The sequence below is a fragment of the Burkholderia sp. BCC1638 genome (genome assembly GCF_902833195.1).
GTDB classification, from domain to species: domain Bacteria; phylum Pseudomonadota; class Gammaproteobacteria; order Burkholderiales; family Burkholderiaceae; genus Burkholderia; species Burkholderia diffusa.
In genome coordinates this window covers 1-446 of sequence record NZ_CADFEC010000142.1, presented here as the reverse complement: position 1 = coordinate 446, position 446 = coordinate 1, and the positions used below count along the sequence as shown (strand labels likewise).

Below are 446 nucleotides of genomic sequence, written 5' to 3'. Positions count from 1 at the left end.
GGGCCGCACCATTCCCACCGTCGACAAACTCGTCACGCTCACCGAATGGCTGCGGGTCGACCTGCACTGGCTCCACTACGGCCCGCGGCCGAGCAATTCGGCGGGCACGCCCAATCCCCTGCCGCGCGACGAACGTTACCCGCCCACCGTCGAGACGATCGAACTAGCCAGCAAGATCGAAGCGCTCTCATCCCATCACCGTTACCTGGTCCAGGAACTGATCGAGCAGTTCTACGGCGGCGCGACGGGGCGCTGAGCTTCGCATCGACGCGGCGCAATGTCGCGATCAACAGGATTCACCCACTTCGCCCAGGCCGCGCGGACTTGGCCGTTAGTTGCGCTTGAGACAAAGCCCATCAGACGGCTATCCACGATCCGGCACATTCTCCTAAACACGCTAAATCGTGTCGTGCCAGCCTCATGGCGCCGCAGCGCTTCACATGCCG

At 63.5% G+C, this 446-nt stretch carries 1 pseudogene; it reads left to right on the top strand.

Features of this window, described 5'->3' with window-relative positions:
* Positions 1 to 256: pseudogene (locus HWX22_RS31605) on the top strand (transcriptional regulator); the annotation flags it as partial.
* Positions 257 to 446 lie beyond the last annotated feature (190 nt).